The sequence below is a fragment of the Marinobacter nanhaiticus D15-8W genome, assembly GCF_036511935.1.
Classification (GTDB): domain Bacteria; phylum Pseudomonadota; class Gammaproteobacteria; order Pseudomonadales; family Oleiphilaceae; genus Marinobacter_A; species Marinobacter_A nanhaiticus.
The window spans coordinates 3,843,641-3,866,874 of record NZ_AP028878.1 but is presented as its reverse complement, the minus strand read 5'-3'; the positions used below and the strand labels follow the sequence as shown (position 1 = coordinate 3,866,874).

The window sequence follows — 23,234 nt, the reverse complement described above, 5'->3', positions numbered from 1 at the left end:
GGGATATTCCGTCCGACAAAAGTAACTGGCGAAACACGCAGTGACTGGCTAACAGTCACCGGTATAAAAACGGGCATTTGGCATACAAATAACTGGTGCAAAACCAGCAGGATATGCCCGCTGCACCCCATTTATAGCAAATTTACGCGGATTCGCCCGTCACAAAACGTATCTGAAGTGAGCGTTCAGTTACCAGCTGCCTCTTGTTCGGGCACCTTGTAAGGTAGTGGCAGACGTTCGAGAGAGGGGTCGAAGCCCTCTAGATGCCAGTCCGGAGTCGATAACGCGGCGTGTTTGACGACGGCCAGGATCTCCTGATGGCCGTCATCGAAGCCGACGCTATTGATCACCTCGCCAACAGCCTTATCGTTGGCGATTATCTGGGTCCCTACTTCAACCGGACGCTCAGACGGAAGCGAGAGCCGGAAGATGCTTTTCTTGAGTTGACCCAGGTAATGCATGCGCGCAATGACTTCCTGGCCGGTATAGCAGCCTTTCTTGAAATGAATGCCATCCACGTGCTGCAGGTTGAGCATCTGGGGAACGTACTCGGACATCGTTGATGGTGAAAGCTCTGCCAGGCCAGCGCTGATTTCCGAGGCAGCCCAATCGGCCTCTGTGGCTTCGGCGCCTTCGGGAATGGGCGCACTGTCGTCGATCTGCCAGTATTCATAACGGGCAACGCCCTCGGCGGTGTCCTGCACGCGAATCAGCTTGCCGCCCGCCAGGGTTATCGAATCGCCCGGGAGCTTGAGTTCCATTGCCTCGGGAAGCAGGGCCTCTGCCGTTGCTTCACCCCAGAACCCGTAAAGATGGGCCTGCTCCAGAGGCTTCATATCCGTGCCCCGGAATAGCATCAGGAACTTATTGAGCTGGCTGGTAACTTCGTCGGCGATACGCCGTGGCAGGCGCAGGACGATATCGCCCTCGTAGTCGGCCAGCAGCGGAAGTGCGTAGGCACGCCCCTTGGGGTTACAGGCGGCGGCCCGACGGGACTTATCCGGTTTGACGTCGTCCAGGCTCTGGCTCAGTTGCCCGTGCAGGAACTTGTGCGGGTCCTTGCCTCCGACGCGATACAGCCGGGCACTCTCGACCCGTGCGATGGCCGCTTTCGGTCGATTGGCGGAGGCGAGATGCGCGGTACCTGTGGTGGAGGTGCTTTCAGTTGGCGTGGCGGTATCGGACATGCCTGTCTCCTGTCACAGCGGGGAAGTCGTTTTATCCTGATGTGGGCTCCTTGCGAAACGGAGCCAGACGCGCAGTCGTCTGAAAGCTTCGCTATCGACGTTCCGGATCAGGAACGTGTCGATCAGGATAACGGTATATGCGTTGTTAGTGGTGTCCGCTGGATAAAGTTTCAAGAGCGCGAGATGACTGAAGAGGCGACTATTGCCACCGACACGAACGGGCTCGGTATCGTTGCCAGTTGTCTCGACCCATAAAGTATCCCGGTCGACGTGGATAGCCCGGACTGCACGACGTCCATTCAGCGTGGCCCGGTGCCGGACCGTGTGCCAACCCGCGAAGGCCAGCAGAGGCAGCACCGCCAACAGCCACGGCGATATCCGGTCGGCTGCCAGAGTCAGGCCCAACGCCAACATCAACCAGCCACTGGATAGGAGGACGGCCAGCGGCCGGCAGGGTTGGAGTCTCAGGTCAATCCGGCTGGACACGCTTGAGGATCATGTCGACGATGACCTGCAGGTTTTCGTCCTGCGGTCGTTCACGCTGCATGAACCACTGGTAGATCTCGGTGTCCTCGCAGTCGATCAGTTTGCGGTAGCGCGCCTTATCATCGTCTGGCAGGCTCGGATAGACTTCCTCGAGAAAGGGGATCAGCAGGACGTCCAGCTCCAGCATGCCGCGGCGGCTATGCCAGTACAGGCGCTTGTATTCGACATCGTGTTGCATTATTGAGCCTCTGGAAGGTTAACCTCTGAATACAGGACTTCTGGGCACCGAACTACCGGGTGCCGAGCGTTTGGATATAGAGGCTCGATCACTTAGGGGGCGATCGAGCGAAATGTCGTCGGCGTCAGGATTGTATCCCTGGCTTCGTGCAGCAGGCCTGGGTAATCCAGCGTATAGTGCAGCCCCCGGCTTTCCCGCCGTTGCAGGGCCGAGCAGATGATCAGGTCGGAGACGGTGACCAGGTTGCGCAGCTCCAGCAGGTCGTTGGAGACCCGGTAATTATTGTAGAACTCGCCAATTTCCCGCGATAGCAAGTCCACACGGTGCTTGGCCCGCTGCAGGCGCTTGGTGGTCCTCACGATGCCGACGTAGTCCCACATGAAGTGTCGTAGCTCATCCCAATTGTGGGAGATCACCACATCCTCATCGGAATCGCGCACCTGTGATTCGTCCCAGGCAGGTGCCTCCGGCGGGGGAGGAATGTCGGCGTCATAGCGTGCAATGTCTTCAGCCGCCGCGCGACCGTACACCAGGCATTCCAGCAGGGAGTTGCTGGCCATGCGGTTGGCGCCATGCAGGCCGGTAAATGCAGCCTCGCCCACGACATACAGCTGGTTGACGTCAGTGCGGGCGCGATTGTCGGTCATTACGCCACCGCAGGTGTAATGAGCCGCGGGCACCACCGGGATAGGGTCGCGGGTCATGTCCACACCGAAGTCGAGGCACTTCTCGTAGATCGTGGGGAAGTGGGTCTTGATGAAGTCCGCCGGCTTGTGGCTGATGTCCAGATAGAGATGATCCGCCCCCAGGCGTTTCATCTCGTGGTCGATCGCCCGCGCGACAATGTCCCGTGGCGCCAGTTCGCCTCTCGGATCAAAGCGTTCCATAAAGGACGAACCGTCCGGCAGCAGTAGCTGTCCACCTTCACCTCGAACAGCCTCGGTGATCAGGAACGACTTGGCGTGCGGGTGGTACATGCAGGTGGGATGGAACTGGTTGAATTCCATGTTTGCCACCCGGCACCCGGCGCGCCACGCCATGGCGATACCATCGCCCGAAGCGCCATCGGGGTTGCTGGTATAGCGGTAAGCCTTGCTCGCGCCGCCCGTGGCGATCACTACAAAGCGGGCGCTGAAGAGTTCCACATGACTGTCGTCAAGATTCAGCACATAAGCGCCGACGCAACGGTTGCCTGGAAGCGCCAGCTTGCGGTGGGTAATCAGGTCCACGGCCACGCGATGCTCCATGATATCCACGTTGGGGCAGGCGCGGGCCTGGTCGCTTAACGTGTGGGAGACCGCCTGGCCGGTGGCGTCGGCGGCGTGGATGATGCGCCGGCGGCTATGGCCACCCTCGCGGGTCAGGTGATAGTTGTGCTCCTCGTCCCGGGTGAAGGCGACGCCTTTATCGATCAGCCATTCGATGCTTTCACGGCTATGTTCGACGGTAAAGCGCACGGCATCTTCGTGGCACAAGTCGGCACCGGCATCGAGCGTGTCCTGGATGTGGGCCTCGATGCTGTCCTCGGAATCCAGCACCGCGGCGATCCCACCCTGGGCCCACAGGGTGGAGCCGCTGGAGAGTTCGCCCTTGCTGATCACGGCGACTTTCAGGTGCGAGGGCAGGTTGAGGGCGACGGCCAGGCCGGCGGCACCGCTGCCGATAATGAGGACATCATATTGGTGAGACTGTGGCATCTGTTCGTTATCGCAGGCCATAATGTGGGCGCTATTGAACTAAACTTTACGGCTGCTGTCTATTTGGCCACACGGGTTCCGGCCCCTCAACATCTAGGTTTCGGCCCATCAGTACCGGGGCGGGGCACCAAGGCGGGACGGGTATCTGCCCGGATAAGAATACGCGCAAATGGGACTGCAGCATGACGTTTTCCAGAATGCCAACTTCGGCCATTGCAGAGAGCCGGGCCGTCGCACATAGTCGGAAGGGTGATGACGATATCCAGAACAGGCCTCAGGTGGCTTCTCTGGCAGAGCGCCCAAAAGCAGGCAGCCAAACGGCGATGACATCGGTGACAGACAACGCGCCGCAGGCTCCCAGTGAGAGCCAGACGGACAAGCAGCTCGTTCAGCGCGTCAAGCGTGGAGACAAATCCGCCTTCGACTTCCTTGTGCTCAAGTATCAGTCGCGGGTGGCCTCCATCATCAGCCGTTATACCAGTGATTCCCAGGATATCCTCGACCTGACCCAGGAAACCTTCGTCAAGGCTTACCGTGCCATCGAACGTTTTCGCGGTGACAGCGCCTTCTACACCTGGCTATACCGTATTGCGGTCAATACCGCCAAGAATTTCCTGGAGTCCCGCGGCCGCCGCCCGAAGGGCAGTATGGAAGCGGAAGAAGCGGAGCGTCTGGATTCCGGCGACTGGCTGCGGGATGTTGCCACGCCGGAGAAATTGCTGCAGCGCGAAGAGATGTATGAGGTTATGCAGCGTGCCATTGCCGGATTGCCCGAGGAATTGCGATCAGCCCTTCTGTTGAGGGAATACGAAGGGCTGAGCTACGAAGATATTGCCCGTATCCTGGAGTGCCCGATCGGAACCGTGCGCTCCCGTATTTTCCGGGCGCGGGACGCAGTGGATCGCGAACTCGCCCCGTTGATGGATATGGACTGAGTTGATCGGTCCGGAGTTTTAGTTGAGATGTTGATCGTTTTCTTGAGGTGCAAGCGCGATGGATGAACGTCTGAAAGAGACGCTGTCTGCCATGATGGATGACCAGGCTGATGAGCTCGCGGTACGTCGTGTGTTATCCCAGGCCAGTAAATCCGAAGTGCGGGGGCAGTGGCATCGGTGGCAGCAGTTACGCAGCCTGATGCATGACGAGCGTCGTGATCTCGCCACGGTAGACGTCAGTGCAGCCGTGCGGGCAGAGCTGGACGATGCTCCGGCCCGGGCACAGTTGTCGGACGTACCGGTCCGCAATACGACGGCCCGTCGATCCATGCGTTGGTCTGCGGTTGCCGCCGTATCGTTGGCGCTACTGGTTGGCTTTGGTGCCGGTGCCCAGTGGGGTGTTCCAACGGGTGATGGAGAAACGGCATTGGCGGCAGGCGTTACTGGACAGGCCGGGCAGGTCGATCCGGCCATGGGTGCCGTGCCGGAGATTGCCTTGCAGGGCCTTGATGAGGAACAGCGCGAACAAATGAGTCGTTATCTACTGGAACATGCACAAAACAATAGTGTAGGTATGGGCTATGGAACCATGGGGTACGCTCGTGTCGCCAGTGCATCCACCGGGGTTCGTTAGTCGGGTCGAAGACTGATGTCTATGTGCTTCAATACCCGGGCGCGTTCCGCAGCGATGCGTGCATGCCTGGTACTACTGCTTTTTCTGTTTACCGCTGCCACCCAGGCCGAGCAGGCCTCCACGACGGCTGAAAGCTGGCTTGAGCGTTTGGGCCCCGCCCTGAACTCCACCAGCTACAAGGGTGTGTTTGTCTACAGTCGGGGTGAGCAGGTCAGTTCCATGCGCATTGTCCATCGTTACGATAATGGCGAAGTGCAGGAACGGCTGGTGATCCAGGATGGCGATCAGGGCGAGATAATCCGCCGGGGTGGCCGCGTATTTTGCGTGTTGCCCACTCACGGCCGCATTCAACTGGATGCCGTATTGCCCTCGGGCCCTTTCTCAGAAGCCTTCGCCGACAAGCTGGCTCCCTTTCGTCGTTGGTACGCGGCAAGGATGCTGGATGATGATCGGGTAGCAGGGCATGAGGCGGTGGTTATCGCCCTCAATCCAAAGGACATTCATCGCTATCACTATCGTCTTTGGCTGGAAAAGACGTCGGGTCTGTTAGTGAAGAGTCAGGTGCTGACCAACGAAGAGCAAGTGCTCGAACGTTTCCAGTTCACCATGCTGGAGCTTACCAGCGACATCCCGGACAGCGAGTTCCGGATTCCCGACTCAGAAAAGGCTCGTAAGATTACTCTTGATAGCCCGGAGCCGCGTCCAGAGGTTCATCCACAGGTGGGGTGGCAACTGGGCTGGCATCCTGACGGTTTCCGCGCCACACCGTCTCCGAAAGGGAAGGACGGCCAGGTGAAAGCGTTTTCCGATGGTTTGGCTTCGTTTTCGGTGTTCGTCTCACCGGTAGGTGAAATGGATATGCCAACCGGTGTTTCCCGCATCGGCGCGACGACGATCTTCCTGCGCAAATTGACGGCTGGTGACCAACGCCACCTGATTACTGTCGTAGGCGAAATACCGCCGCATACGGCAATGAAGGTGGCAGAGTCAGTCACCATCGAAGCCTCCTCCGCGGCTTCGGGTAGTGAGCTCTAGTTGCAGGCTGGGGCCATGAGGTGTCCGACATGATCGAGGAAAGCGGAACAGTGGTTGCCCTCGAAGGCGATGAGGTCTGGGTCCAGACTATACGCCAGAGTTCCTGTGGCAGTTGCAGTGCGCGCAAGGGATGTGGTCAGGGCGCCTTGGCGAGTATCACCGACGGGCGGGCCAACCAGGTCAGGGTACGCAATACCTGCGGTGCTGGCGTCGGTGACCATGTTGTGCTGGGTATCGAAGAGTCCCAGCTGTTGCGGGCATCGCTGCTGGTATATGCCCTGCCACTGCTCGGGTTGCTGGTTGGCGCCCTGGTGGGTGCTGGTCTTTGGCCAGGGCTGGACCTGGCGGCCATCGCCAGCGGAGGCCTAGGTCTCACGGCTGGTTTCGTCACGCTCAAGGTGGTTTCCGGTGGTCGGGGACAGGCGGATTACCTACGCCCTGTGTTGCTTCGGATTGATCTGCGTCATGTGGCGCCGGAGCCTCTGTTCATACGGGATCCCGGCGCGTTAAATCCTTGATGGATGGGAATCCGGCCTGAATTCTGGGCCCTAACATTTCCTTAATTTGAAATGCTCTAATATGCACACAGAATACACGTGTTTGTTGCTGTCAGCCGAGTCCTGTATTAGCAAGCCGAATGTTCAGCAGCACAACCAACCGCGTATTCCAACAACTTCGGAGTGAGGTATGCCCACAAAGAACCTGAGTGTCTGGTTTGCACCCATTCTGGCTTTAATGATGGTGATCTCGGCACGCGCCCAAGCGGAGCTTCCCGACTTCACGGGGCTCGTCAAGGAAAATACGTCTGCGGTGGTTAACATCAGTACGACACAGGCGCCCCCGGCGCAGGGGTCCTCGCGGTTTGACCAGGACCAACTCGACCAGATGCCGGATTTCTTCCGTCGCTTCTTCGAAGGGCCGAATTCGCCATTCGGTGGTGGACAGCCCGGGCGTCAGCAGCCGCTTCACTCCATGGGCTCCGGTTTCATCGTGTCCGACGACGGTTATGTCCTGACCAATAATCACGTGGTTGAAGGGGCTGACGAAGTCATCGTCCGCCTGAGCGACCGTCGCGAGCTGGCGGCGCGCGTGGTGGGCACCGATCCCCGCTCCGACCTGGCCGTACTTAAGATCAATGCCCAGGATCTACCCGTAGTAAAAATGGGTAAATCCAGCGAACTCGAACAGGGTGAGTGGGTGTTTGCCATCGGCTCGCCATTCGGTTTCGACTACACGGTGACGGCGGGTATCGTCAGCGCCATTGGCCGTTCGCTGCCATCGGAGAACTATGTTCCCTTTATCCAGACGGACGTGGCGATCAACCCGGGTAATTCCGGAGGCCCTTTGTTCAACCTGGAGGGCGAAGTGGTCGGTATTAACTCCCAGATCTATACCCGTTCAGGGGGCTTCATGGGGGTTTCCTTTGCCATCCCCATCGACGTCGCCATGAACGTATTCGACCAGATTCGCGATCAGGGCTTCGTTTCACGCGGCTGGTTGGGCGTGCTTATCCAGGAGGTCAATCGTGACCTGGCCGAATCGTTTGGCCTGAACCGTCCTCGTGGTGCCCTGGTGGCCGAAGTCCTGCCGGACTCGCCGGCCGAGGCCGCTGGGCTGCAGCCGGGCGATATTATCCTCGAGTATGAGGGGCAGTCGATCAATCTGTCCTCCGATTTACCGCCGATGGTCGGTCGCACCAAGATCAACGAAACCGCTGAACTGCTGGTGCTTCGCAACGGCGACGAGGTGGAACTGGACGTAAAGATCGGCGAACTGCCGGAAGATCGCATGGCTCGTGAGGATCAGCCTGCCGAGCCGTCGCCCACTGCCGGTCCATTGGGTCTGTCCGTGGTCAACCTGACTGACGAGCAGCGCGAGCAGTTGGGCATCGAGAATGGCGTGCGGGTGCGTAATGTGGGGCCGGGGCCGGCACTGGATGCCGGTATTCGTCCCAACGATGTGATTCGCAAGCTTAATAACGAAACCGTGAATTCAATCGATGACTTCCAGCGTATCGCCTCAAACCTGCCCAAAGGTAAGGCCGTTCCTGTGCTGGTGATGCGTGACGGTCAATCAACCTTCCTGGTGATCAAGACCGAAGAGTAGCTGGAGCGAAAAGAAATACCGGGCACCTCCTGCCCGGTATTTGCATTTAGTCTCATTGCGAACCCGTAGTGGATAGTTCTACTACGGGTTTTTGCTATACTTTGCCGCTTAATTATTGAACGAACCGCCGCAATTTCGTTGCGGCTGGCCTGTTTTGGGGTGGTATGTGGTTGCCGCCCGTTCCACCGGCTCTATGGATTGTATCGATGGCAAAGGACCTGACTATTGGGCAGCTGGCCCGCCAGCGCCCCTCGCGAGTGGCGTGGCTTGTGCTCATCATCTCGTTGGCGTTGACGGTAGGGGCCTGGCGCTTTTCGATCATTCTCGTTGACGACCGAACCGAAGCGCGGTTCGAAACTCAATCCCTCCAGCTCAAGACCGCCATCGAGGAGCGTTTGCTGAACTACGAGCAGGTGCTGGCCGGCAGCGCCGGCCTGTTCGCCGTCGCGGACCTGGTGGGGCGGGACGACTGGCGCCTTTATGTCAATAAGCTGGACATCAATCGGTACTATCCCGGTATCCAGGGCATCGGCTTTACCGCCCGCGTGGACGGCGACGAAGTAGTGGAGTTCGTCGAGCGCATTCGCGAACAGGGCCTGCCGGACTACCTCGTCAATCCGGCCGGGGTAAGGGCCGAATACCATCCCATCGTTTTTCTCGAACCCAGTACCCAGCGCAATAAACGGGCCTACGGCTACGACGCCTTTGGTGATCCGGCACACCGCATTGCCATGGAGCGGGCCCGGGATACCGGCGAGGCCACGATGACCGGCAAAGTTGTGCTGGTGCAGGAGCAGGTGGACGATGAACAGGCCGGTTTCCTCATGTACTTCCCGGTGTACGAGGGCGACAAGGTTCCCCAGATCCTGGAAGAGCGCCGTATGCGGCTACGGGGCTTTGTCTTCAGCGCCTTCCGTATGAACAATCTGATGGATGGCATCGTTGGGCTGATTTCGCCATTTCTGGACGTGCGTATCTACGACAGTGACGTTCCCGTGGAAGACGCGCTCATGTACGGCTCCAACCTGGGCTCCCTGGAGAACGAGTACACCTTCGAGATGAGCCAGAAGGTCCGGCATGGCGGCCGTACCTGGCTGCTCCAGACCCGCACCACACCGGCCTTCGATTACCTGGCGTCCGACCCGCGGCCGCTGATTGTGGCGGTGGCCGGTCTGATCATCAGCGTCCTGCTGTTCGCTTTCGCGTTGGTCATGGTGCGCTCGCGCCTGTTGGCCCAGATCAATGCCGGTCGATACCGGGCCATTACCGAGGGTGCGAGCAACGTCACGCTAATCCTCGACCGTAGGGGACGGCTCAACTACGTCAGTCCTTCATCGGAAACAATACTCGGATTCGACCCAACCCGGGTCTCCGAACTTACGCTTGAACAACAGGTCCACCCGGATGACTGGCCACAGTTGCAGCAGTGTTTCGAACAGGCGTTGACCGAGCCGGGCAGGGCACTGCCGGTGGTGCACGCCCGTATTCGAGATGCCGAAGGCGGCTGGCGCAATATGGAGGGCACGTACACTGCGATGATCGACGTGCCGGGGGTTAACGGTGTGGTATTGAGTCTGCGCGACCTCACCGAGCTAAAGGCGGCCCAGTCTGAACTGCATCGCCTGGCGTTTTACGACCCTTTGACCGGACTGGCCAACCGCCAGTTGTTTCGCGACCGTTTGGAACACGTTATTCGTCGCTGCAAGCGTAGCGGCAAATCCGCAGCCCTGATGTTCCTCGATCTGGACGGTTTCAAGCGGATCAACGATACCCTGGGCCACGACGTCGGCGACGAGTTGCTGAGTACGGTTGCAGGCTGGCTGCAGGGGTGCGTACGGGAGGAGGATTCGGTCGCCCGGCTGGGCGGCGACGAATTCGTTGTGCTGTTGTCGGAAGTTACCGGCTCCGACGCGGCGGCCACCGTGGCAGAAAATATCCTGCGCCGACTGTGTCAGCGCATCCGTCTGGGTGAGCATGAAGTCGGTGTGACGGTCAGTATCGGTCTGGCGATGATTCCCGACGACAGTGAGGACGCCACCTCCCTGATGAAATACGCCGATCTCGCCATGTACCGGGCGAAGGAGATGGGGCGCAACAATGCGCAGTTCTTTACGCCGGCGATGAACATTCAGGCCGCCCGTCGCATGCTGCAGCAGGAGGAGCTCGCCAATGCGCTGGAGTCGGACAGCTTCACGTTGCATTACCAGCCCAAGTTCGACCTGGCTCGGGAGACGGTTCTTGGAGTGGAGGCGTTCCTGCGCTGGCAGCATCCCGAGCGAGGTTTGATTCCGGCCAACCAGTTCATCAGCCTGGCGGAAGAGTCCGGTCTGATCGTGCGTTTGGGGGAGATGGCCCTGCGCCAGGCCTGTATCGAGATCCAGGCGCTGGAACGGGCAGGGTTCGAGAACCTGCACGTGTCCGTCAACCTCTCGTCGCGGCAGATTACCGATCCCCGATTCCTGGAGATGTTCCGCCAGGTGATTACCGAAACCGGCGTGGCACCGGAACGATTGGAGCTCGAGCTGCCCTCGGAACTGCTGAACGAAGATCCGGAGACCGTCCAGCGCCTGCTCGGATCGCTGCATGACATTGGTGTGTACCTGATCCTCGACAACTTTGGCGCCAGCAATTGCTCGCTGGCGGCGATGCAACGGCTGCCGCTGAATGCGGTGAAGATCGACCATGAGTTTATCCGCGACATCCCCTACAATGCGACCGCTACCGATGTGACGTCGGCTGTCATCGCCCTTGCGCACAAGCTGCACCTGACCGTCATTGCCGAAGGGGTTGAAACACCCCAGCAACTGAACTTCCTTCGCGCTGCCGGCTGCGCCCAGGCCCAGGGCAACCTGTTCAGCTATCCGCTCGACGAAGATGCCCTGATTGGTTTCCTGTTGCGCCAGGAAGAGCGGTTAACGCTATAGAGCCTGTTGTTATATTTTGTATACCCTTGTCGAAACCAGCTTCTGGCAAGGGTATCGGCCACCTCGACGGGACTCTCGGGATCATGGCAATAGTCCCGCTTAACCGGTAAAATCAGCCTTCCTTTATCTGCCACCGGCCCAGGCCGGTCGCGCCGGACATTTTTCTGACGTGAGACACCCGATTCTGTGACTGACCTGAGCCACATCCGTAACTTTTCCATCATCGCCCACATCGATCACGGAAAATCCACCCTCGCAGACCGTTTCATCCAGGTATGCGGCGGCCTGACCGACCGAGAAATGGCCGAGCAGGTCCTGGATTCCATGGATCTGGAGCGTGAACGCGGTATTACCATCAAGGCCCAGAGCGTCACCCTGCGCTACAAGGCGAAGGACGGGATCGAGTACGAACTCAACATGATCGACACCCCGGGCCACGTCGACTTTTCCTACGAGGTCTCCCGCTCGCTGTTTGCCTGTGAAGGCGCGCTGCTGGTGGTGGACGCCGGGCAGGGTGTCGAGGCCCAGTCGGTGGCTAACTGCTATACCGCAATCGAGCAGGGGCTTGAGGTTGTTCCGGTACTCAACAAGATGGACCTGCCCCAGGCCGAGCCGGAGCGCGTGGCGCAGGAAATCGAGGATATCATCGGTATCGAAGCGTCCAACGCCGTACGTTGCAGTGCCAAGAACGGTATGGGCGTGGAAGATGTGCTGGAGGAACTGATCCGGCTGGTGCCGCCGCCTCAAGGCAATATCGATGGCGCTCTTCAGGCGCTGATTATCGACTCCTGGTTCGACAACTATCTGGGCGTGGTGTCGCTGGTTCGCGTGCGTCAGGGCAGTCTACGCAAAGGGGACAAGATCCTGATCAAGTCCACGGGCAAGGCCTGGATTGCGGACAAGGTCGGTATCTTTACGCCGAAACCGACGGAGACCGGTGTGCTCGGTACGGGCGAGGTAGGTTTCGTGGTCGCCGGCATCAAGGACATCCATGGCGCGCCAGTGGGCGATACCATCACCCACCAGAAGACCCCCGATACGGCGCCGGTTCCCGGCTTCAAGAAGGTCAAGCCGCAGGTCTACGCCGGCCTGTTCCCGGTCAGCGCCGACGACTACGACGACTTCCGCGAAGCGCTTGAGAAACTCACCCTCAACGACGCCTCCCTGTTCTTCGAGCCTGAAAGCTCGGACGCGCTGGGCTTCGGTTTCCGGTGTGGTTTCCTGGGCATGCTGCATATGGAGATTATCCAGGAGCGGCTGGAGCGTGAATACGACATCGACCTGATCACCACTGCGCCCACCGTCGTATACGAAGTGGTCACCAAGCAGAACGAGACGGTGTACGTCGATAACCCTTCACGCCTGCCGGACGTGGGCAGTATCGAGGAGATGCGCGAGCCGATCGTCGAGGCCAACATCCTGGTGCCCCAGGAACACTTGGGTAACGTCATCGCCCTGTGTGAAGAAAAGCGGGGCGTGCAGAAGAACATGCTGTTCCTGTCAAGCCAGGTGCAGTTGACCTATGAGCTGCCGATGGCGGAAGTGGTTCTCGATTTCTTTGATAGGATCAAGTCGGCCAGTCGCGGTTTCGCCTCGCTGGACTATCATTTCAAGCGATTCCAGACGGCGGACCTGGTGCGCCTCGATGTACTGATCAACGCCGAACGGGTCGATGCCCTGGCGCTTATCGTCCATCGCGTACAGGCCCATTATCGCGGGCGGGCCGTCATCGAGAAGATGAAAGAGCTGATTCCGCGGCAAATGTTCGATATCGCCATCCAGGCTGCTATCGGCAACCACGTAATTGCCCGCCAGACGGTCAAGGCCCTGCGCAAGAACGTAACGGCAAAATGCTATGGCGGTGACGTAAGCCGGAAGAAGAAACTGTTGCAGAAACAGAAAGAAGGTAAAAAGCGCATGAAGCAGCTTGGTAATGTCGAGGTGCCCCAGGAAGCGTTTCTTGCCGTACTCCGCGTCGATAATTAGTGCTCTGCGCGTGGAAACCAACCGAAGTTGGCAATATACATTGCGGTAGCGCTACGACCGACAGAGCACTGAGACCGATAGAGCACTAGGACCCAAGCATGGATATCGATTTTCCCCTGATCCTCGTCACCCTGACGTTTGCCACTGGTTTGATCTGGCTGGGTGACAGGCTCTTCCTGCGCGCGCGTCGCGAAGCCCGCTTCTCGCAGTCGTCCCAGGCGACAGCCGGTGTAGCGGGCGACGCAGCCGAAGAAAAAGAGGAGCCGAAGGAACCTTATCTGGTCGACCTGAGCCGCTCCTTTTTTCCGGTACTGGCGATTGTTCTCGTATTGCGTTCCTTCCTGGTCGAACCCTTCCAGATTCCATCCGGTTCCATGCTGCCCACCCTTCAGGTGGGTGATTTCATCCTGGTCAATAAGTTCGCCTACGGCTTGCGCCTGCCGGTAGCCGGTACCAAAATTGCCGACATCGGCAATCCCGAACGTGGCGATGTCATGGTGTTCAAGTATCCCAAGGACGGCGAGACCAACTATATTAAACGGGTTATCGGGTTGCCGGGTGACACAGTGACCTATCGTGACCACACGCTCTACATCAATGGACAGGAAGTGCCCAAGGACTTTGTCGCGACACTGCCGCCGGTCCAGCTGTTCCAGGAGAATCTCAGCGGCGTCGAGCACCAGATCCTGAATAATCTCGGACCGGGCAATCCCGGCGGTGAAGGTCAGTGGAGAATTCCCGAGCACGAATACTTCGTCATGGGGGACAACCGCGACAATAGCAACGACAGCCGTTACTGGGGCACCGTCCCGGACGAGCTGGTGGTCGGCAAGGCCTTCGCCATCTGGATGCATCTGGGCGACAACTGGATTCCAAGCTTCGATCGTGTGGGGCTTATCGAGTAAGGACCGTCTTCGGGCTGTCCAGGGATATAACGCAAAGAAGAGAGCAGTAACATGAAGAACCAACGTGGCGCTTCCACTCTGGGCATTCTCATCGCAGTACTCTTTTTCGGCAGTCTGATTACGCTGGCGATCAAGCTGGGTCCTATCTACCTTGATGACATCACCATCCAGGAAGCTATCGAAAGCCTGGACAAGACCGAGGATCTCGGGCAATTGCGACCCACGGACGTGCGCTCGCTGATCCGTAAGCGCCTGAGCGTGAACAACGTCGACAACTTCGACGAAAAGCAGATCGAGATCAAGAAAGACGGTGAAATGGTGCTGATCAACCTCGAGTATGAGGTGCGCACCGACCTGTTCCAGAATGTGGACGCGGTTGTCCACTTCAATCATGCCTACGAGATGAGAGGCCAGTGAGGGTAAGTGAGATCGAACTTGGCCGGCTTCAGAAACGCCTGGGCTACCAGTTCCGCAATCCGGAGCTGTTGACCCTTGCGCTGACCCACCGAAGCCATGGCACCCAGAATAACGAACGTCTGGAGTTCCTGGGCGACTCGATTGTGAACATGGTGATCGCCGAGCATCTGTACCGCAATTTCGAGAATGCCCGGGAAGGCCAACTCAGCCGCCTGCGTGCGCGTATGGTCAAGGGCGTAACCCTGGCCGAGATCGGCCGTGAGTTCCATTTGGGCGACTACCTGCGGATGGGTTCGGGAGAGCTGAAGAGCGGTGGCTTCCGGCGCGATTCAATCCTCGCCGATGCCGTCGAATCCGTTATTGGCGCCATTTATCTCGACAGCGATTTTCATACCTGCCGGGCGCGGGTGCTGGACTGGTTCACCGAACGCCTTGAGCGCCTGGATCTGCAGGATACCCAGAAAGATCCAAAAACCCGCCTGCAGGAATATTTGCAGTCCCGCCAGTATCCGTTGCCACGTTATGACGTCATATCCGTGGAGGGTGAGGCCCATGCGCAGACCTTTCACGTGGAATGTGCGTTGCCCTCCCTGGATCGCAAGACAACCGGCGTCGGCGGCAGCCGCCGGGTTGCCGAGCAGCAGGCCGCCCGTAATGCCCTGAAGTCACTGGGCGTGGAGACTAATTGATGATAGATCCTACCCAGCCGGACAATCCGGACAGCCGTTGCGGTTTCGTTGCCATCGTTGGACGGCCGAATGTCGGCAAGTCCACGTTGCTGAACCATATCCTCGGCCAGAAACTCAGTATTACCTCGCGCAAGCCCCAGACCACGCGTCACCAGGTACTGGGCATCAAGACCCGTGGCGACGTGCAGGCCATCTACGTGGATACGCCCGGCATGCACGAGGACGAGCCGCGGGCGCTCAATCGTTACATGAACCGGGCAGCCTCGTCAGCCCTGGTCGATGTCGACGTGGTGGTTTTCGTGGTCGACCAGAACCATTGGACCACTGCTGACGATATGGTTTTGCAGAAGCTCGAGCAGGTGAAGGCGCCGGTCATACTGGCAGTCAACAAGGTCGACAAGCTGGCCAAGCGGGAAGCACTGCTGCCGCACCTGGAATCGCTGGCCCAGAAACGCGAGTTTACCGAAATCATTCCGCTGTCGGCCTTACGTGGCCAGAATCTCGCACCGCTCGAAGAAGCGGTGGATCGCCTGCTGCCCGTTAGCGTCCATTTCTATCCGGACGACCAGATCACCGATCGCTCCCAGCGCTTCCTTGGGGCAGAAATCGTCCGCGAGAAAATCACCCGCCAACTGGGCGCCGAGCTACCCTACTCCGTGGCTGTGGAGATCGAGGAGTTCAAACAGGAAGGTAAGACGCTGCATATCGCTGCATTGATCCTGGTTGAGCGTGAGGGGCAGAAGAAGATCATTATCGGTGACAAGGGCGAGCGCATTCGCCAGATTGGCCAGGACGCGCGGATCGACATGGAAAAGTTATTCGACAGCAAGGTGATGCTGCGTCTCTGGGTCAAAGTGAAAAAGGGGTGGGCGGATAGTGACCGGGCGCTGAAAAGCCTGGGCATGAACGATTTCTGATCTCGCAATGGCGCCCACCATATGCACAGACCCTAAACGGCTGGGGCGAGGGGAATGACGGACAGGGTCGAACAGGAGCCCGGCTACGTGCTCCATCGACGCAACTATCGCGAAACCAGTCTGATGGTGGACCTGTTCACCCTGAACCACGGCCGCCTGACGGTGATATCCCGTGGTGCGAATAGCCCCAAGAGTCCGCTCAAAGCCCAGCTCCAGCCGTTCCAGCCTATGTTGTTGTCCTGGCAGGGGCGTTCCGACCTGAAAACCCTGACCTCCGCCGAGAGCCGTCTTGGCCCCAATCTCAGTCGCACCGAACGGTTGTACTGCGGACTCTACCTGAACGAGTTGTTGCAACGACTCCTGCCACCTCAGGAGCCGCATCAGACCCTGTTTGCCCAATACATCGAGACCCTCGACGAGCTGGCTTCGGCGCACGAGTTTGAGCCGACATTGCGTCGTTTCGAGGCCAGGCTGGTCGAAGCCCTCGGTTACGGGTTCGACTGGGGAATGGCCACGGATTCCGGACGCGCGGTGTTATCCGGCCAACACTACTACTATGATCCGGAGCAGGGCGTGGTTGAAACGTCGAGCCCCAATAGTCTCTTGCAGGGGCTCCGTGGCGACGTCCTGCTGGGGCTGTCGGACCAGCGTCTGGATACTCCGGATGCCCGGCGCACGGCCAAGCGCGTTATGCGCGTATTGATAGATCATTTACTTCAGGGGCGCGAGTTACACAGTCGCGCCCTGTTTACCCGTTGGCGAGGAGATAAAGATGAAACCTAGAGTGCTGCTTGGTGTGAACGTTGACCACGTGGCTACCCTGCGCCAGTCTCGGGGGACCCGCTATCCCGATCCGGTCCAGGCGGCCCTGCTTGCCGAGGAGGCCGGCGCGGACGGAATCACGATCCACCCGCGGGAAGACCGTCGCCATATCCAGGATCGCGACGTGATGTTGATGCGCGAGATGCTCAATACCAAGATGAACCTGGAAATGGCAGTGACCGACGCCATGCTGGCCTTCGCCGAACAAGTGCGCCCCCAGTGCGTGTGTCTGGTTCCGGAGAAGCGTGAGGAGCTGACCACCGAAGGTGGCCTCGACGTGGCCGGCCAGGAAGAAAAGGTCGCCAAGGCTTGTGAGCGCTTGGCGGCTATTGGCGCCGAAGTGTCACTGTTTATCGATGCGGACAAGGACCAGATCGATGCCGCAGTGCGTTGCGGTGCACCGGTGATCGAGATCCACACCGGCCACTACGCGGAGGCGGACAACCCCGCCGAGGTGGATCTCGCGTTCCTGAAGGTGGCCGATGGCGTGGAGTATGCTCGCAAGAAAGGTTTGATCGTCAACGCTGGCCACGGTTTGCATTACCATAATACTGAGCGGGTCGCGGCCATTCCTGGAATAAATGAGCTGAATATCGGTCACGCCATTATTGCCCGGGCACTCTTTACCGGAATTAAGGAAGCGGTACGGGATATGCGGGCGATCCTGGATCGGGCGCACCAGGAGTAAGGCAGTATGAGCCGGAGTTCGACCGCCGGTTCAGGAATCGCTGAGGGTCTCGCCCTGCCGTTGCCTGAACATGGCCTGCCATTCGGTTTCTTCAGCCCAGATCAGCAATCGCTCCATGGCTGAGACCAGGGAGTGGGTCAGGTCGTCCTGGTCGTCAGTTTCACGCTTGATGGCCGTCTCCAGGCGCTCGGAGATATTTCGGAGTTCCGGCACGCCGCAATAGCGCGTCGCGCCATGCAGTTTGTGGACGCGCTCCAGGAGCTCCTGGCCATCGCCGCGTTCCAGCAATTTCCGGATGCTCTCCCGGTCAAACGCCACCTGTTCCAGCAGCATGCTGAACAGTTCCTCCGCCAGATCTGCCTTTCCGGCCGCGAGGCGGATGCCTTCTTCAACGTCGACGCAGGGGAGCTGCTTTTCCCGGCTGGAAGGCCGGATGCTGCGTTGTCGCACGTCATGCCGGGTGGTCGGCTCGGGTCGACTTGCGTCCTGGTAGCGGTAGCCGGTGTGTCGGTAGAGGGTATCCAGCAGTTGCTGGCTGCTGACCGGCTTCGCCAAATAGCCATCGAAGCCCTGGCGCAGGAGGCGATCCTTTTCCTCGGACAGGGCATGGGCTGTCAGTGCAATAACCGGCATGGGCTGGCTGCGTTCGTCGAGGTGGCGCAGGCGCTCGGTGGTCTCGAGGCCATCCATTCCCGGCATCTGCAGATCCATGAATACCAGATCGAAACGGGTCTGGCGCGCCTTGCTCAGGGCCTCGAATCCACTGGAGGCGCCTTCGGCCTGTACCTTGCAGTCCGCCAGCAGCGTCAGCACCAGCTTCAGGTTGGCCTCGTTGTCGTCCACCGCAAGCACCCGGGGTGTTTCGCTGGAGCGCGGCGCCGTTGCGTCGGTATCCTGTACTGCAGGCAGTGTTGGATCGGCGGCCGGGGAACCATGGATCAGCATGAAGAGCTCGTCGTAAAGCCGGTCGCGACAAACCGGTTTGGCAATGTGGCCGCTGGAAAGCTGGGTGAGGTGGCCTTCCTGATCTTCCAGCGTGGGTGTCAGGATCAGGCTACGGCAGTCGCGTTCCACTTCCAGGGTATGGAACAGGTCCCGGTACTGGCTGGAATGCAGCAGGTGTCGGGTAACGCCGACCATGGCCACGGCATAGCCACGGTTTTCATATTGGGCCTGCTCCACCTTCTCAAGCAAATCACCCGGGGATTTGGCTTCGTCCACGTCCATGCCCCAATCCCGCAGCATATGGATGACGGACAGTGCTGTGGTCTTTTGCTGTTCGAGGTAAACCACACGTTCCTGCTGGAGGCCGTCCCGGGGTGCGGGCGGCTCGGCATTGCGGGCGACCTCGGTGGAGAGGGTAAACCAGAACGTGGAGCCTTTGCCCAGTTCGCTCTCCAACCCGATCTGACCGCCCATCTCCTCAACCAGTCGTTTGGAAATTACCAGCCCAAGCCCGGTACCGCCATATTGACGCGCGGTCGAGGCATCTGCCTGACTGAAGGCGTTGAACAGGGACTTCTGCTGGGCTCGGGAAAGGCCGACGCCGGAGTCGCTGACGCTGAAGCGTATGACCACGCGATAGCCCTCGGCGTCCTCCTCTTCCAGGCTGGCGCGCAGAACGACTTCGCCGGTCTGGGTGAACTTGATGGCATTGTTGACCAGGTTGGTGATGACCTGCTTCACGCGCAGCGGATCGCCCAATATCGTATCCGGCACGTCACTGTAGATCAGCGGTACCAGGTCCAGGTTCTTGCCGTGTGCTGCCGGTGCCAGCATCACCATGACATCTTCGATGGTGTCGCGCAGGGCGAAAGGCACGCGGTCGAGTATCAGCTTGCCGGCCTCGATCTTGGAGAAATCGAGGATGTCGTTAATGATGGTTAGCAGAATTTCCGACGACTTGCGGATGGTGTTGAGATGGTCTCTCTGCTGCTGGGGGACAGGCGTCTTCAATAAGAGTTCGGTGAATCCGATAATTCCGTTGAGCGGTGTGCGGATTTCGTGGGACATGTTGGCCAGGAATTCCGACTTGATGCGGCTGGCTTCCAAGGCCTCCTTCCGCGCCAGATCCAGCTCGATGTTCTGGATCTCGATGGTTTCAAGCGTTTCCCGCAAGTCCTCGGTGGCCTGGTCGATGTTCTGCTGCATTTCCGCCTGGGCTTCGCTGAGCTCCTGGGCCATGGCGTTAAGGCCTGACTCCAGTTGTTCGAACTCGGGGCCGGCGTTGGTGTGCACGCGGGTGTCCAGGCGGCCTTCCTTCAGCTTGGCGACTGCGTTGTTCAGCTCGAAGATCGGGTCCGTCACATTTCGGCTCATGCGCAGGGCGATCAGCACATTCATGGCGATACCGCCGAGTATCAGCAAAAGGCTGATCAGCAAAGCCTTGTAGCGCTCCTTGTCCGTACGCACGTGGGACATCTCGACCACCGCCCAGCCAATAGGCTCCACGGCGCTGGGGGCCGTCCGGCGCGATTCCATTTCCAGCATGCTGTCGACCATCAGGTCCTGCAGGAACACCGGTGCGATAAAGATGGAGTTAGACTCGTTGGGCAGGGTTAGTGTCTTGTTGGAGGTCAGGTTTTCCTCGCCAATCTCATCCGACAGGCTGGGTCCGGTATGGATCAGGCGCTCGCCGCGGGCATTGAAGAAGGTGATTGAGCGGACGTCCTGTTCTTCCAGCAGTGCGTTGGACAGGTTGTTGAGCAGGCTGCGGTTGCCGGTAAACATGCCGTATTCAGAGGCCGCAGCGAGTTGGCGGGAGAGGGACTCACCACGATCATGGAGCAACTGCTCGATGTTGCCCACCCAGCTTTGGGTAAAGAACACCCCAAGGATCAGGGTGGTCAGTATGGTGGGTACCAGTGTGACAAAAATGACTTTCTTGCGAATGCCCCAGCGTCGCATGGTGCGCTTCCTGATTCTGCCGCAGGCCCCGTACTGGATCATCTTCCCTGGAAAGCGTACGGGGCGTCGTCCCTGATTATCATTGGCGGCTACTGCAACCCGCCATACCATCGCAATCGTGAACCCCGACAGGATCGGGAAGGCTTGCAGTGAAAGAGGTACCTGTGAGGGCTTCTGAACCAACGCTTATAACGTTTCGGTTGCCTTAGAACCCAATCGCATTTGGGTAGCGACAAGCTTTATTGGGATACCTTTCACTATGCGCGTATGATGCGACCTCAGAGTGTAACACAGCTTGGAAGAATGCCCGGTAGATCGGCGGGGCGTTTTTCTGCCAAGCCCGCTGTCAGGAGTCTGTCCATCCATGCATTTTCCTACCATTGAAGATTATGTCGGCCATACACCGTTGGTTCGGCTGCAGCGTTTGCCGGGCGACACTTCGAACGTGATCCTGGCGAAGCTCGAGGGCAATAACCCGGCCGGCTCGGTAAAGGATCGCCCGGCAATCAGCATGATCCAGGAAGCCGAGCGCCGTGGCGACATCAAGCCCGGTGACACGCTAATCGAAGCCACCAGCGGAAACACCGGTATCGCCCTGGCGATGGCAGCGGCGATTAAGGGTTATCGGATGGTCCTGATCATGCCGGCGAATATGAGCGAAGAGCGTCGGGCATCAATGCGGGCCTATGGTGCGGAGATCGTCACCGTGAGCAAGGAGCAGGGTATGGAAGGCGCCCGCGACCTGGCAGCCCAGATGGAGCAGGAAGGCAAGGGGCGGGTACTCGACCAGTTTGCCAATGGCGACAATCCGCTGGCCCATTACCGCACCACCGGTCCGGAACTTTGGGAGCAGACCAGCGGTCGTATCACCCATTTCGTCAGTTCCATGGGTACCACCGGTACGATCATGGGTGTATCGCGCTATCTGAAGGAGCGCAATCCGGATATCCGCATTATTGGCCTGCAACCGTCCGAAGGCTCAGCTATTCCCGGTATCCGTCGTTGGCCCAGGGAATACCTGCCGAAAATCTATGACGAAACACGCGTCGACCAGGTGCTGGACGTCAACCAGCAGGAGTCGGAAGACACCATGCGGGCGCTGGCCCGGGAAGAGGGCATCTTCTGCGGCGTATCGTCCGGCGGTGCCATTGCAGCTGCATTGAAGTTATCCGGGCAGGTTGAGAATGCTGTAATCGTCGCCATTATCTGTGACCGCGGCGACCGCTACCTGTCGACGGGGGTTTTCCCCGGCGCCTGAGCAACCGCGTCGCGGGAATACATCTCCAGACCGGAATACCTGATGAGTAAGAGACGAAAAAGAAAAGCGCTGCCTGTCGAACCGGTAAGCTGCGACATTGAAAAATTGAGCCACGATGGCCGCGGCATTGCTCACCGCGACGGCAAGATCCAGTTTGTCGACGGTGCGCTGCCGGGCGAGACCGTCATGGCGAAGTATGTCGGCAGCCGCAAGACCTTCGACGAACTACGGGCCCTCGACGTACTCAAGGCGTCGGACGAGCGCATCGATCCACCCTGCGAGTTTGCCGATCTCTGCGGCGGCTGCAGCCTGCAGCACATGACGCCGGATGCCCAGATCGCGTTCAAGGAGAATACCCTGCGTGAGCATTTTGCCCATTTTGGGGGCATCGAGCCCGAGCAGTGGGTCACGCCCATGCGTTCACCGGAGCTGGGTTATCGCCGCAAGGCGCGTCTGGGGGTGCGCTTCGTGCCCAAGCGCGATGCGGTGCTGGTCGGATTTCGTGAGAAGCGCAACAGCTTCCTGACCGATATCGATCGTTGCGTGGTGATGGATCCCCGGATTGGCGATCGCATTACGGCGCTGCGTGACTTGCTCTATGGGATGGAAGCCTATAACACCATTGCCCAGGTGGAAGTGGCCTGTGGCGACGACATTGCGGCGATGGTGTTCCGCAATATGGAAAGCCTGTCCGGCGGGGATATGGAGAAACTGATCCAGTTCGGTCAGGCGCATGATTTGCATATCTATCTGCAGCCCAAGGGACCGGATACCGTGCACCGGATCTGGCCCGAGAGCCGCGGCTCCGATGACGAGCGTCTGAGTTATCACCTGGATGAATTCGACGTGACGCTGAAATTCCACCCTATGGACTTCACCCAGGTCAATGCCGACATCAACCAGGCCATGGTCTCACAGGCTTTGGCGTGGCTGGATCCGCAGCAGAACGAACGGGTGTTGGACCTGTTCTGCGGTCTGGGAAACTTTACGTTGCCGCTATCGCGCCGCGCTGGCGCCGTTGTGGGCGTGGAGGGAGACGAGGCCATGGTGGTTCGCGGCCGAGAGAATGCGGAACTCAACGGGCTGGACAATGTCAGGTTCCACGGCGCCAACCTGCAGGGGGATTTTACCGCCGAGTCCTGGGCGGCCGAAGGTTTCGACAAGATCCTGATCGACCCGCCGCGCTCGGGTGCCCAAGAGGTCTGCGAATACGTGACAGCCTTTGGGGCACGCCGCATCGTCTACGTGTCGTGTAATCCCGCGACGCTTGCCCGGGATGCGGGCGTGTTGGTCGCCAAGGGCTATCGCCTGGTGAAGGCCGGGGTCATGGATATGTTCCCCCATACCACCCACGTGGAATCGATGGCTTTGTTTGAACGTCAATAACCGGTGTCGGGGAGGGT

Annotated in this window: 20 protein-coding genes; 15 read left to right on the top strand and 5 right to left on the bottom strand. The window is 59.2% G+C overall.

Features of this window, described 5'->3' with window-relative positions:
• Positions 1-185 precede the first annotated feature (185 nt).
• From ygfZ to nadB, 4 genes are all read right to left on the bottom strand, one after another.
• Entirely contained in the window at positions 186-1,187 is a 1,002-nt protein-coding gene (gene ygfZ / locus RE428_RS17340) for a CAF17-like 4Fe-4S cluster assembly/insertion protein YgfZ (protein WP_004583201.1), read from the bottom strand.
• A 12-nt stretch (positions 1,188-1,199) separates the two neighbouring features.
• Positions 1,200-1,673: a hypothetical protein gene (locus RE428_RS17335; protein ID WP_004583200.1), complete on the bottom strand. Its 474-nt coding sequence runs from the start codon at positions 1,671-1,673 to the stop codon at positions 1,200-1,202.
• Positions 1,657-1,911, bottom strand: a complete 255-nt coding sequence (locus tag RE428_RS17330) for an FAD assembly factor SdhE (RefSeq protein WP_004583199.1) — start codon at positions 1,909-1,911, stop codon at positions 1,657-1,659. Before RE428_RS17330 ends, RE428_RS17335 begins: the two co-directional genes overlap by 17 nt.
• Positions 1,912-2,003: 92 nt before the next feature.
• Positions 2,004-3,608 (bottom strand): L-aspartate oxidase, encoded by a 1,605-nt coding sequence (gene nadB / locus RE428_RS17325; RefSeq protein WP_205624683.1) that lies wholly within the window; start codon positions 3,606-3,608, stop codon positions 2,004-2,006.
• Positions 3,609-3,931: 323 nt separating this feature from the next.
• On the opposite strand from nadB, the gene rpoE reads away from it, so the two are divergent.
• From rpoE to pdxJ, 13 genes are all read left to right on the top strand, one after another.
• A complete protein-coding gene (rpoE, locus tag RE428_RS17320) occupies positions 3,932-4,543 on the top strand; it encodes an RNA polymerase sigma factor RpoE (protein WP_004583197.1) in 612 nt (203 codons plus the stop codon).
• A 58-nt stretch (positions 4,544-4,601) separates the two neighbouring features.
• On the top strand, positions 4,602-5,177 hold the full coding sequence (locus RE428_RS17315) for a sigma-E factor negative regulatory protein (protein ID WP_004583196.1): 576 nt from the start codon (positions 4,602-4,604) through the stop codon (positions 5,175-5,177).
• A 15-nt stretch (positions 5,178-5,192) separates the two neighbouring features.
• The gene (locus tag RE428_RS17310) at positions 5,193-6,212 is read left to right on the top strand and encodes a MucB/RseB C-terminal domain-containing protein (RefSeq protein ID WP_115840369.1); all 1,020 of its coding nucleotides are present in this window, start codon (positions 5,193-5,195) and stop codon (positions 6,210-6,212) included.
• Positions 6,213-6,241: 29 nt separating this feature from the next.
• Complete coding sequence (locus RE428_RS17305) at positions 6,242-6,730, top strand: SoxR reducing system RseC family protein (RefSeq protein WP_004583194.1); 489 nt, start codon at positions 6,242-6,244, stop codon at positions 6,728-6,730.
• A 169-nt stretch (positions 6,731-6,899) separates the two neighbouring features.
• Entirely contained in the window at positions 6,900-8,318 is a 1,419-nt protein-coding gene (locus tag RE428_RS17300) for a DegQ family serine endoprotease (protein WP_004583193.1), read from the top strand.
• Between the two features lie 206 nt (positions 8,319-8,524).
• Positions 8,525-11,242, top strand: coding sequence for a bifunctional diguanylate cyclase/phosphodiesterase (locus RE428_RS17295; RefSeq protein WP_004583192.1), 2,718 nt, complete (start codon positions 8,525-8,527; stop codon positions 11,240-11,242).
• A 186-nt stretch (positions 11,243-11,428) separates the two neighbouring features.
• A complete protein-coding gene (lepA, locus tag RE428_RS17290; protein ID WP_004583191.1) occupies positions 11,429-13,228 on the top strand; it encodes a translation elongation factor 4 in 1,800 nt (599 codons plus the stop codon).
• Positions 13,229-13,326: 98 nt separating this feature from the next.
• Positions 13,327-14,133, top strand: a complete 807-nt coding sequence (lepB, locus tag RE428_RS17285; protein ID WP_004583190.1) for a signal peptidase I — start codon at positions 13,327-13,329, stop codon at positions 14,131-14,133.
• Between the two features lie 51 nt (positions 14,134-14,184).
• Positions 14,185-14,550 (top strand): DUF4845 domain-containing protein, encoded by a 366-nt coding sequence (locus RE428_RS17280; RefSeq protein WP_004583189.1) that lies wholly within the window; start codon positions 14,185-14,187, stop codon positions 14,548-14,550.
• Positions 14,547-15,239 (top strand): ribonuclease III, encoded by a 693-nt coding sequence (gene rnc, locus RE428_RS17275; protein ID WP_004583188.1) that lies wholly within the window; start codon positions 14,547-14,549, stop codon positions 15,237-15,239. The genes RE428_RS17280 and rnc overlap by 4 nt, the downstream gene beginning before the upstream one ends.
• Complete coding sequence (era, locus tag RE428_RS17270; protein ID WP_004583187.1) at positions 15,239-16,156, top strand: GTPase Era; 918 nt, start codon at positions 15,239-15,241, stop codon at positions 16,154-16,156. Before rnc ends, era begins: the two co-directional genes overlap by 1 nt.
• Positions 16,157-16,210: 54 nt before the next feature.
• The gene (gene recO / locus RE428_RS17265; RefSeq protein ID WP_004583186.1) at positions 16,211-16,939 is read left to right on the top strand and encodes a DNA repair protein RecO; all 729 of its coding nucleotides are present in this window, start codon (positions 16,211-16,213) and stop codon (positions 16,937-16,939) included.
• Positions 16,929-17,666 carry a pyridoxine 5'-phosphate synthase gene (gene pdxJ, locus RE428_RS17260; protein WP_004583185.1) on the top strand — a complete coding sequence of 246 codons (738 nt, stop codon included), beginning with the start codon at positions 16,929-16,931 and terminating at the stop codon, positions 17,664-17,666. Before recO ends, pdxJ begins: the two co-directional genes overlap by 11 nt.
• A 30-nt stretch (positions 17,667-17,696) precedes the next feature.
• Here pdxJ and RE428_RS17255 read toward each other — a convergent pair whose 3' ends face one another.
• Positions 17,697-20,573, bottom strand: coding sequence for a response regulator (locus RE428_RS17255; RefSeq protein WP_004583184.1), 2,877 nt, complete (start codon positions 20,571-20,573; stop codon positions 17,697-17,699).
• Between the two features lie 364 nt (positions 20,574-20,937).
• On the opposite strand from RE428_RS17255, the gene cysM reads away from it, so the two are divergent.
• Complete coding sequence (cysM, locus tag RE428_RS17250) at positions 20,938-21,831, top strand: cysteine synthase CysM (RefSeq protein WP_004583183.1); 894 nt, start codon at positions 20,938-20,940, stop codon at positions 21,829-21,831.
• 42 nt (positions 21,832-21,873) lie between these two features.
• Positions 21,874-23,217, top strand: coding sequence for a 23S rRNA (uracil(1939)-C(5))-methyltransferase RlmD (gene rlmD, locus RE428_RS17245; RefSeq protein WP_004583182.1), 1,344 nt, complete (start codon positions 21,874-21,876; stop codon positions 23,215-23,217).
• Positions 23,218-23,234: the final 17 nt, after the last annotated feature.

Coding starts and splice junctions, on each gene's coding strand:
- ygfZ (WP_004583201.1), bottom strand. CDS start 1,187: ATGTCCGATACCGCCACGCCAACTGAAAGCACCTCCACCACAGGTACC.
- RE428_RS17330 (WP_004583199.1), bottom strand. CDS start 1,911: ATGCAACACGATGTCGAATACAAGCGCCTGTACTGGCATAGCCGCCGC.
- nadB (WP_205624683.1), bottom strand. CDS start 3,608: ATGCCACAGTCTCACCAATATGATGTCCTCATTATCGGCAGCGGTGCC.
- rpoE (WP_004583197.1), top strand. CDS start 3,932: ATGACATCGGTGACAGACAACGCGCCGCAGGCTCCCAGTGAGAGCCAG.
- RE428_RS17315 (WP_004583196.1), top strand. CDS start 4,602: ATGGATGAACGTCTGAAAGAGACGCTGTCTGCCATGATGGATGACCAG.
- RE428_RS17310 (WP_115840369.1), top strand. CDS start 5,193: ATGTCTATGTGCTTCAATACCCGGGCGCGTTCCGCAGCGATGCGTGCA.
- RE428_RS17305 (WP_004583194.1), top strand. CDS start 6,242: ATGATCGAGGAAAGCGGAACAGTGGTTGCCCTCGAAGGCGATGAGGTC.
- RE428_RS17300 (WP_004583193.1), top strand. CDS start 6,900: ATGCCCACAAAGAACCTGAGTGTCTGGTTTGCACCCATTCTGGCTTTA.
- RE428_RS17295 (WP_004583192.1), top strand. CDS start 8,525: ATGGCAAAGGACCTGACTATTGGGCAGCTGGCCCGCCAGCGCCCCTCG.
- lepB (WP_004583190.1), top strand. CDS start 13,327: ATGGATATCGATTTTCCCCTGATCCTCGTCACCCTGACGTTTGCCACT.
- RE428_RS17280 (WP_004583189.1), top strand. CDS start 14,185: ATGAAGAACCAACGTGGCGCTTCCACTCTGGGCATTCTCATCGCAGTA.
- era (WP_004583187.1), top strand. CDS start 15,239: ATGATAGATCCTACCCAGCCGGACAATCCGGACAGCCGTTGCGGTTTC.
- recO (WP_004583186.1), top strand. CDS start 16,211: ATGACGGACAGGGTCGAACAGGAGCCCGGCTACGTGCTCCATCGACGC.
- pdxJ (WP_004583185.1), top strand. CDS start 16,929: ATGAAACCTAGAGTGCTGCTTGGTGTGAACGTTGACCACGTGGCTACC.
- RE428_RS17255 (WP_004583184.1), bottom strand. CDS start 20,573: ATGCGACGCTGGGGCATTCGCAAGAAAGTCATTTTTGTCACACTGGTA.
- cysM (WP_004583183.1), top strand. CDS start 20,938: ATGCATTTTCCTACCATTGAAGATTATGTCGGCCATACACCGTTGGTT.
- rlmD (WP_004583182.1), top strand. CDS start 21,874: ATGAGTAAGAGACGAAAAAGAAAAGCGCTGCCTGTCGAACCGGTAAGC.